This window comes from uncultured Sphingomonas sp., from assembly GCF_937871615.1.
GTDB lineage: Bacteria > Pseudomonadota > Alphaproteobacteria > Sphingomonadales > Sphingomonadaceae > Sphingomonas.
On record NZ_CALMPA010000071.1, the window covers coordinates 157140 to 164562 of the forward strand.

The window sequence follows — 7423 nt, forward strand, 5'->3', positions numbered from 1 at the left end:
CCCCTCCCCTTGAAGGGGAGGGGGGGCTCGTTGTGGGCTATCTACCGCCCGAGCAGCACGCGCGCCTGCCCGGCGATCTGCGCGAGCATCGCCGCATTTGGCGCCGCCGCATGGCGCGCGCGATCGACCAGCGCCTTGAACTGGACGACGCGCGCACCGTTCGCGGTGAGCCATTCGTCGACCAGCTTGCCCGGATCGCTCTTGCCCGCGCGCCCGAGGAAATCGAGCCGCAGTTGCTGGAAATCGCGCGCCAGCCCTGCGATCAGCAGCCGTTCCCACGGATCGCTCGACGTGATGCGCGCAGCGTTGGTCTGCGCCCAATCCAGCCCAAGCGCCTGGCCGAGATTGGTGAAGGCGCGCGTGACCCTGGTTTCATCCAGCCCCAGCCGCTCGCTCAGATCGGCAAGGCCGACCGCGCCGTCCAGCTCGAACAGCCGCACGACCTTGGCGATCAGCGCCTCGGGCGCGCCCGCCGCGCGCAACGCCCCCGCAATCCGCGCGCTGTGCGCGCGCGCCTCGTCAAGCAACAGCTCGCCGGTATGCGCATCGAGATTGGCGACGCCCTTGCCGATCCGCTTCAGCACCGCTTCGGGCGCGGTGCCCGGCGCGGAAACGCGCAACAGGTCGGCGATCTGCGACCGGGTTGCTGCGGCCACTTCGTCGAACAAGGCGATGCGCGCGGCCTCCGGCATCGCGCCCGTCTCGATCTCCCGCCACAGCGCCGGCAGATCGAGCAGCCGCTCCGCCACAACGAACATCGCGGCGATATCGGAAAGCGCGGCGCCCTCCTCCTCCGCCAGCTCGAACGGGTGGAGCACGCCGATGCGGTTAATCATCCGGTTGGCGAGCTTGGTCGCGACGATCTCGCCGCGCAGCCGGTGTTCGTCAATCGCCTTGCCGAACTTCTCGCGCATCGCCTTCGGGAAAGCGGCGTGGAGATCGGGTTTGAGCGCCGCGTCGGTGGCGAGCGGCGCGTGTTCGATGGCGTCCTGCAACGCGAGCTTCGCGGTGGCGAGCAGCACGGCCAGTTCGGGCCGGGTCAGCCCGCGCCCCTCTACGCCACGCCGCAGCAGATCATCGTTGCTCGCCAGCCCCTCCACCTTGCGATCGAGCCGCCCGGCATCCTCGAACATCTCGATCACGCGGACGTAGCTCGGCAACCCGCTCGGGCCGTCGACCTCGGCGATCGAGAGCGCGAGCGTCTGAAGGCGATTATCCTCCAGCACGAGATGCGCGACATCGTCCGTCATCGCGACGAGCAGTTCGTTGCGATCCTCGAAGGCGAGGCGCTTCTCGATCATCTCGCGGTTCAGCGCGATCTTGATGTTCACCTCATTATCCGAGCAATCGACCCCGGCCGAATTGTCGATGAAATCGGTGTTAATGCGCCCGCCGCGCGAGGCGAAGGCGATGCGCGCCGCCTGCGTGACGCCGAGATTGGCGCCCTCGCCCACCGCGACCGCGCGGAGATCCTCCGCATCGACGCGCAGGCGATCATTGGCCGGATCGCCGACGGTGGCGTTATTCTCCCCCGCCGCCTTCAGATAGGTGCCGATCCCGCCGAACCAGATCAGATCGACCGGGCTTTTCAGGATCGCGGAGATGAGCGCCGCCGGCTCCATCTCGTCCGCCGCGATATCGAGCGCGGCCTTCACCTCGGGCGTCAGCCTGATCGACTTGGCGCTGCGCGGGTGCACGCCGCCGCCCGTGGAGATCAGCGCCTTGTCATAATCGTCCCAGCTCGAACGCGGCAGCGCGAACAGCCGCGCGCGCTCGTTCCAGCTCGTCGCGGGATCGGGATCGGGATCGAGGAAGATATGGCGATGATCGAACGCCGCGATGACCTTCAGCGCCTTGCTGAGCAGCATCCCGTTGCCGAACACATCGCCAGACATGTCACCGCAGCCGACGACGCGGATCGGCTGGGTCTGCACGTCAACGCCGCGTTCCGCGAAATGCCGCTGAACCGAAACCCACGCGCCACGCGCGGTGATGCCCATCGCCTTATGGTCATAACCCTGCGAACCGCCGCTGGCGAAGGCGTCGCCCAGCCAGAAATCGTGCTCAAGCGCGATCGCATTGGCAACGTCGCTGAATGTCGCGGTGCCCTTGTCGGCGGCAACGACGAAATAGGGATCATCGGCATCGTGAATCACCACGCCCTTGGGATGCACCACCTTGCCGGCGACGATATTGTCGGTGATCGACAGGAGGGTGCGGATGAAGATGCGATAGCTCTCCGTCCCTTCCGCCAGCCATGCGTCGCGATCGACCGCCGGGCTTGGAAGCTGCTTCGGGTAGAAGCCGCCCTTCGCGCCGCTCGGCACGATCACCGCGTTCTTCACGCGCTGCGCCTTCATCAGCCCGAGAATCTCGGTGCGGAAATCGTCGCGCCGATCAGACCAGCGCAGCCCGCCGCGCGCGACCGGGCTGGCGCGCAGGTGGATGCCCTCGACACGCGGCGAATAGACCCACACTTCACGCCACGGCAGCGGCGCCGGCAGGCCGGGGATGCGCGAACTGTCCAGCTTGAACGCCAGCGCCTCGCGGCCCGCGTCGGCGAAGGCGTTGGTGCGCAAGGTGGCGCCGATCACCGCGCGATAAGCACGCAGGATGCGATCATCGTCGATCGCCACCACTGCCTCCAGCCCGGCGTCGATCGCGGCCTCGATCGCCGCCGCGTCACCCGTCGCGCCCGGCTTGTGGCTGAGCGTGAACCGATCAATCAGCGCGCGCGTCACCCGCGGCGCGCGCGCCAGCGCATCGACCACGGTGGTGAGGCCATAGCTCACACCGGCCTGGCGCATGTAGCGGAACCACGCGCGCAGCAGCACCACGGCATCGGGCGCGAGGCCGACATCGAGGATCAGGCGGTTGAACTCGTCATTCTCCGCCTCGCCCTTCAGCACCGCCGCGACCGCGCCTTCCAGCACCTCCTTCGCCACGGCGTCGTCGGCGTCCTTGGCCTCCAGCGTGAAATCATGGACGTAGCTGTCGGCTTCCTCGCGCAGCCGCGTCGGCCATTCGCCGATCACGCGGAAACCGAAATTCTCCAGCACCGGCACCGCATCGGACAATGCCAGCGCGCCATTGGTCTTGTAGATCTTGAGCCGGCGTTCGCCCGCGTCTGTCGCCGGATAGAGGTTGACCTGGCGATCGCCAGCACCTTCCAGCTCGGCCAGCCGGGCGATGTCCTCGGCGGCATCCTCCGGCGTGCTCACCGTGCGATAGCTCATCGGGAAAGCCGCCGCCCAGCGCAGCGCGAGCCGCGCGGCGCGCTGCGAGGCCACGCGCTCGGCGAGCGCCACCTCCACATCGCGCACCCAGCCACGCACCATCTTTTCAAGCTGCGCGTCAAGCGCCTCCTCGTCGGGCAGGCCGCTCGCGCCGCGCAGATCGACCGTGTAGCGGATCAGCGCGGTGTTGCCGTCCTCCATCGCCACCGTCCAGTTGAGGATCGTGCCGCCGGCGGAATCCGCGATCATCTCCCCGATCGCGACGCGGCGCGCGGTGGTCAGCTCGTCGCGCGGCAGCCAGACGAAGCCGAACATCTGCCGCCCCAGCGGCGAGCGCACCAGCACCAGCTTCGGGCGCGGACGATCGGCGATGCTCATCGCGATCAGCGCCAGCCGCTCCAGCGATTCCGGATCGAACGCGATCACCAGATCGTGCGGCAGCGCGCCCATCGCGTGCGCCAGCGCCTTGCCGGTGTGCCCGGTGGGATCGAAACCGAATTTCGCCTCCATCTCCGCGAGCCGCTGGCGCAGCACCGGCACGGCGCGCGGCGGCGCGGCGAGCGCGGCGCTGGTCCACAAGCCCGCATGGATCGACAGGCCCGCATATTTGCCGCCCTCGATGATCGGCACGATGATGAGGTCGATCGGCACACGGCGATGGACCGGGGAGATCAGCGTGGATTTGAGCATCAGCGGCGCGTCGCCGCCTTTGGCGAGCCATTCGAGCGCCAGTTCAAGCGAGCGATCCGCGAGCAGCGGCACCTTGTGCCGGTTGCGCGCGATGCCCAGCGCATCGCCGGATACGCGCCCGTCGGCATACCAGCGCATATGCCCGATCAGCGTGAAATGCCGATCGAGGAACCAGCGCATCAGCGTCGCGCCCTCGCTCGATCCGCCGGTATCCTCGATCGCGCCGGCGTCGGCGGCGAGCGTCGCCTGCATCGCCCGCCAATCCGAAACCGCCGCGCGCACATCCGCCAGCGCGCCTTCGATATCGGACACCAGATCGCGACGCTCGCGCGCATCGGCGCGCTGCATCTCGATATAGATCATGGATTCGCGCGTGCCCTCGGCATCCGACACGCCCTGGATCACGCCATCCGCGCCACGCGCCACCGCGATCACCGGGTGGATGATGCGATCAATCGCGATATCGTGCGCACCGATCGCGCCCGCGATCGAATCGACCAGAAACGGCATGTCATCATTGACGATCGCCAGCCGCTGCCGCCGCGCGCCGGCATCGCCCGGAAGCTGCTCCAGCGCGATCGCGATCGTTCCGGGGGGCCGCCGCTCGGCGGTCGCGGCAAGGAAGGCGGCCGCCTCCGCTTGTTCGGCCGGGCCGAAGCCGTGAAGCTCCCCCGGAAGTGCGCGGTTGATAAGACGGGCGGCAAGCGCTTCCGAAAGCGCCTTGAGCGATGACCTGGTCATGGCATGAAGCTATGCGCCCACCCGCCGCGCCGCTCAAGACTTGTGACAATTGCGACAATTTGCGATGCTGGGGGAGCCGGGCTCCATATGGTTCGGGGCGATAAGCCCGTGTGAAAATGCCTTTTTTGGGCTCGATGCGTGGTTGCGGCAATTTTCGGATGACAATGCGATCACGCGGGCAGCGATCGTGCGCGGCGGCGGTCGTTCAGGCAACTCCGCAACCCGCGCCCGTGCCACCGCAACCACGGCATCGGGCGACAGGCACTCGTGCCGAATGTGGCACGATTGCATCGCTATCCGAAAAAGCGCCCGATCAGCCGCCCGCTGGCGACTCCCGATCGCTCAGCCGAGCGCCGCGAGCGCCCGCGTCGCGAGCCGCGTGTCGTTCGAAACCGCGCCCAGCACATCCAGTTCGCCGGTTCCGGTCGCCCGCGCGACCAGCACGACGATCTCGCCTTCCGACGCCCCCGTCTCGATCGAGACATGCGCGATCGCCACGCGATCGGTTTCGAGCGCCGAACGCACTGGCCGGGCCGGGCGGCGCAATGCGCGCTCGGCGGCGACAATGCCCTTCACGCCCGCCGGATAGCCGTCGATAAACGAAACCAGCCCGCCCATCGGCACGCCTTCACGGGCCGCGAAATTCAGCACGGCGGCGAATTCGGTGATGCGCGTCTTGTCGTAATCCGCGCCGAACACGAGCTTGACGAGCGGCGTCATCGGCGCGCGCGCCTGCTGTGTCAGCCCGGCGTCGGCAAGCAATTCGGCCAGTTCTTCAGCATCGTCAGCGGCGGCGAGCGCGAAATCATGCGCCCGGCCCAGTGCCCGATACAATGCCGAGCGGCTGCGCACATCGGACGCGCGCGCGGCGGCGGCGCTCTCCCGCGCGAGCGCGAGCCGATCGCCGAGCGAATGCGCCAGCGTCGCCTCGATCGCTTCGGCGGCCTCGACCAGCCGGCTCGGCCCGTCCGCCCACACCTCGGGAGCGGCGGATTGCTGGTCCGCCGTCGGCGTGGACGGCGCGGCCCGCATCGCCGCGGCAAGCTGCACATCGAGTTGCGCCTGCTCCTCGGCCCCGAGCACCTCCTTCCAGTTGATGACACCATAGATGTAATCAATCTGGTCGTCGCTGGACGAGAACGGCATCAGGATGCCGCGATAGAGCGTCTGATAACCCCGCGTGCCGACGAACTCCGCCTCGAATCCGATCGGCGCACGATTGGCGATGATCTGCAGGTAATGATCGGTGAGCCGAGACAGCAACGATCGCGCCGGCACGTCCGCGATGCGCGTGATGGCGTGATCGAGCGCGCATTCCTCACGCAGTGCGCGGCCAAGAAACTGTATCTCCGGATCCTCGATCCCGCGCGTGAAATCGAGCAACACGCTGTGCGCGCCGAAATCCGCGATTCCGGCAGGATCGAGATCCTCGATCGAGGGATAGGCCCGCCCTTTGAGCAACGACACCCAGTGATTGTAGGCGCGCACATGCATCCGGCGTTCGTCGTTGCCGATCGCGATCGTCGGCTCTCCCACCCCGCCATCGACCGGGTCGCCGTCATACGGTCGGCCATCATCAAAGCCGCGGGCGGTGTCCATAAAATCCCCTCGACGCTCAAGTCGGTATCGCCCGCGATTGTGCGCCCTCATGGTAAAGGACGCGTAAACATCACGCCGCTTGCAACCGCCGCCGCGTCCTGCTAGGCGCCGCGCCTCGACACGCCCAACCGGCGTGCCACGGGCCGCTTTAGCTCAGCTGGTAGAGCATCGCATTCGTAATGCGGGGGTCACAGGTTCGAGTCCTGTAAGCGGCACCACTCCCGGTCAAAGATGGGCACCGCCCCGACCGGCATAGCTTCATCCTTGACGAAGGCATGCTCCAAGGCAGCCTTCGAACCCGAAATCCGGATTTCGCTGCCGCTTAACGTCACTCTATCTATAATCAGCGAAACGTATGCGCGCCGGAAATCGGGGCTGCCGCCTCGCAGCTTTTCGCGCAGCGCAACACCGAAAGCGTCGATCATTTCAAGTGTGATCGTCCGCCTTGATATGTTGAGCTGACGCTCGAGGGAATCCACCTCGGTCGCTGCGGCTCGTTCGCGAGCGCGATTGGCTGCCAAGCGCTCGACGATCGCGGGATCCTTCGGCGAGAGAGCGCCTTGTTCGACGAGCAGAAGTAAGTTGCTGACCGCCTTTTGCGCCTCGGTCCGTGCTTGACGGGCGAGTGCGAGAGCTTTGCGCCGTCGCTCATCTGCCGCATCAGTGCGCTCGATCAATCCAGATAGAAGCTGCCGCAGGTGCACTGGATCAAGCAATCGGCGTTCGATCGCGCGCATGACGATATCATCCAACGCCTCGCTACGGATTGGCTGCAGATCACAGGCTTGAGCTGAACGATTTACGCGGTGCTGGCAGTTATAATATCGGTAGCGTCCGCCCTTGCCTGTGCGGACCGTCAGGCCTCCACCGCAACCCGGCTGCCCGCATTGAGCGATCTTCGCCGGCAGAAGAGTGACGCCGGTGACTACGCGTGGAGCAGTGTTACGAGGATTACGACTAGCACGCCGGCACTCGACCGCGGCAAACTGCTCCTCGGAAACAATCGCTGGGCATTCCACACGAATCCATTCGCTCTCAAGAAGTGGCTGACCGAGGTCGCAGGATTTACCGTCAAGATAGAAGCCGCGGTAGTGATCGCGCTTTAGAGCGGTTTTCGATCAGTCTGCATCGTAGCCGGCGTTAGCGAAATAGTTGGC

The 7423-nt window shown here is 66.6% G+C and carries 3 protein-coding genes and 1 tRNA gene; 1 reads left to right on the top strand and 3 read right to left on the bottom strand.

The genetic code is table 11. The annotated features are described in order from the left end of the window. Nucleotides 1-41: 41 nt before the first annotated feature. The gene (locus Q0316_RS19665) at nt 42-4667 is read right to left on the bottom strand and encodes an NAD-glutamate dehydrogenase domain-containing protein (protein ID WP_298675787.1); all 4626 of its coding nucleotides are present in this window, start codon (nt 4665-4667) and stop codon (nt 42-44) included. Between the two features lie 342 nt (nt 4668-5009). Further along, the gene (locus Q0316_RS19670; protein ID WP_298675790.1) at nt 5010-6266 is read right to left on the bottom strand and encodes a hypothetical protein; all 1257 of its coding nucleotides are present in this window, start codon (nt 6264-6266) and stop codon (nt 5010-5012) included. A gap of 142 nt (nt 6267-6408) precedes the next feature. On the opposite strand from Q0316_RS19670, the gene Q0316_RS19675 reads away from it, so the two are divergent. Continuing rightward, nucleotides 6409-6484, top strand: a tRNA-Thr gene (locus tag Q0316_RS19675). Here the strand turns inward: Q0316_RS19675 and Q0316_RS19680 are convergent. Next, nucleotides 6455-7285 carry a recombinase zinc beta ribbon domain-containing protein gene (locus tag Q0316_RS19680; RefSeq protein WP_298675792.1) on the bottom strand — a complete coding sequence of 277 codons (831 nt, stop codon included), beginning with the start codon at nt 7283-7285 and terminating at the stop codon, nt 6455-6457. The genes Q0316_RS19675 and Q0316_RS19680 overlap by 30 nt on opposite strands. Between the last annotated feature and the right edge of the window lie 138 nt (nt 7286-7423).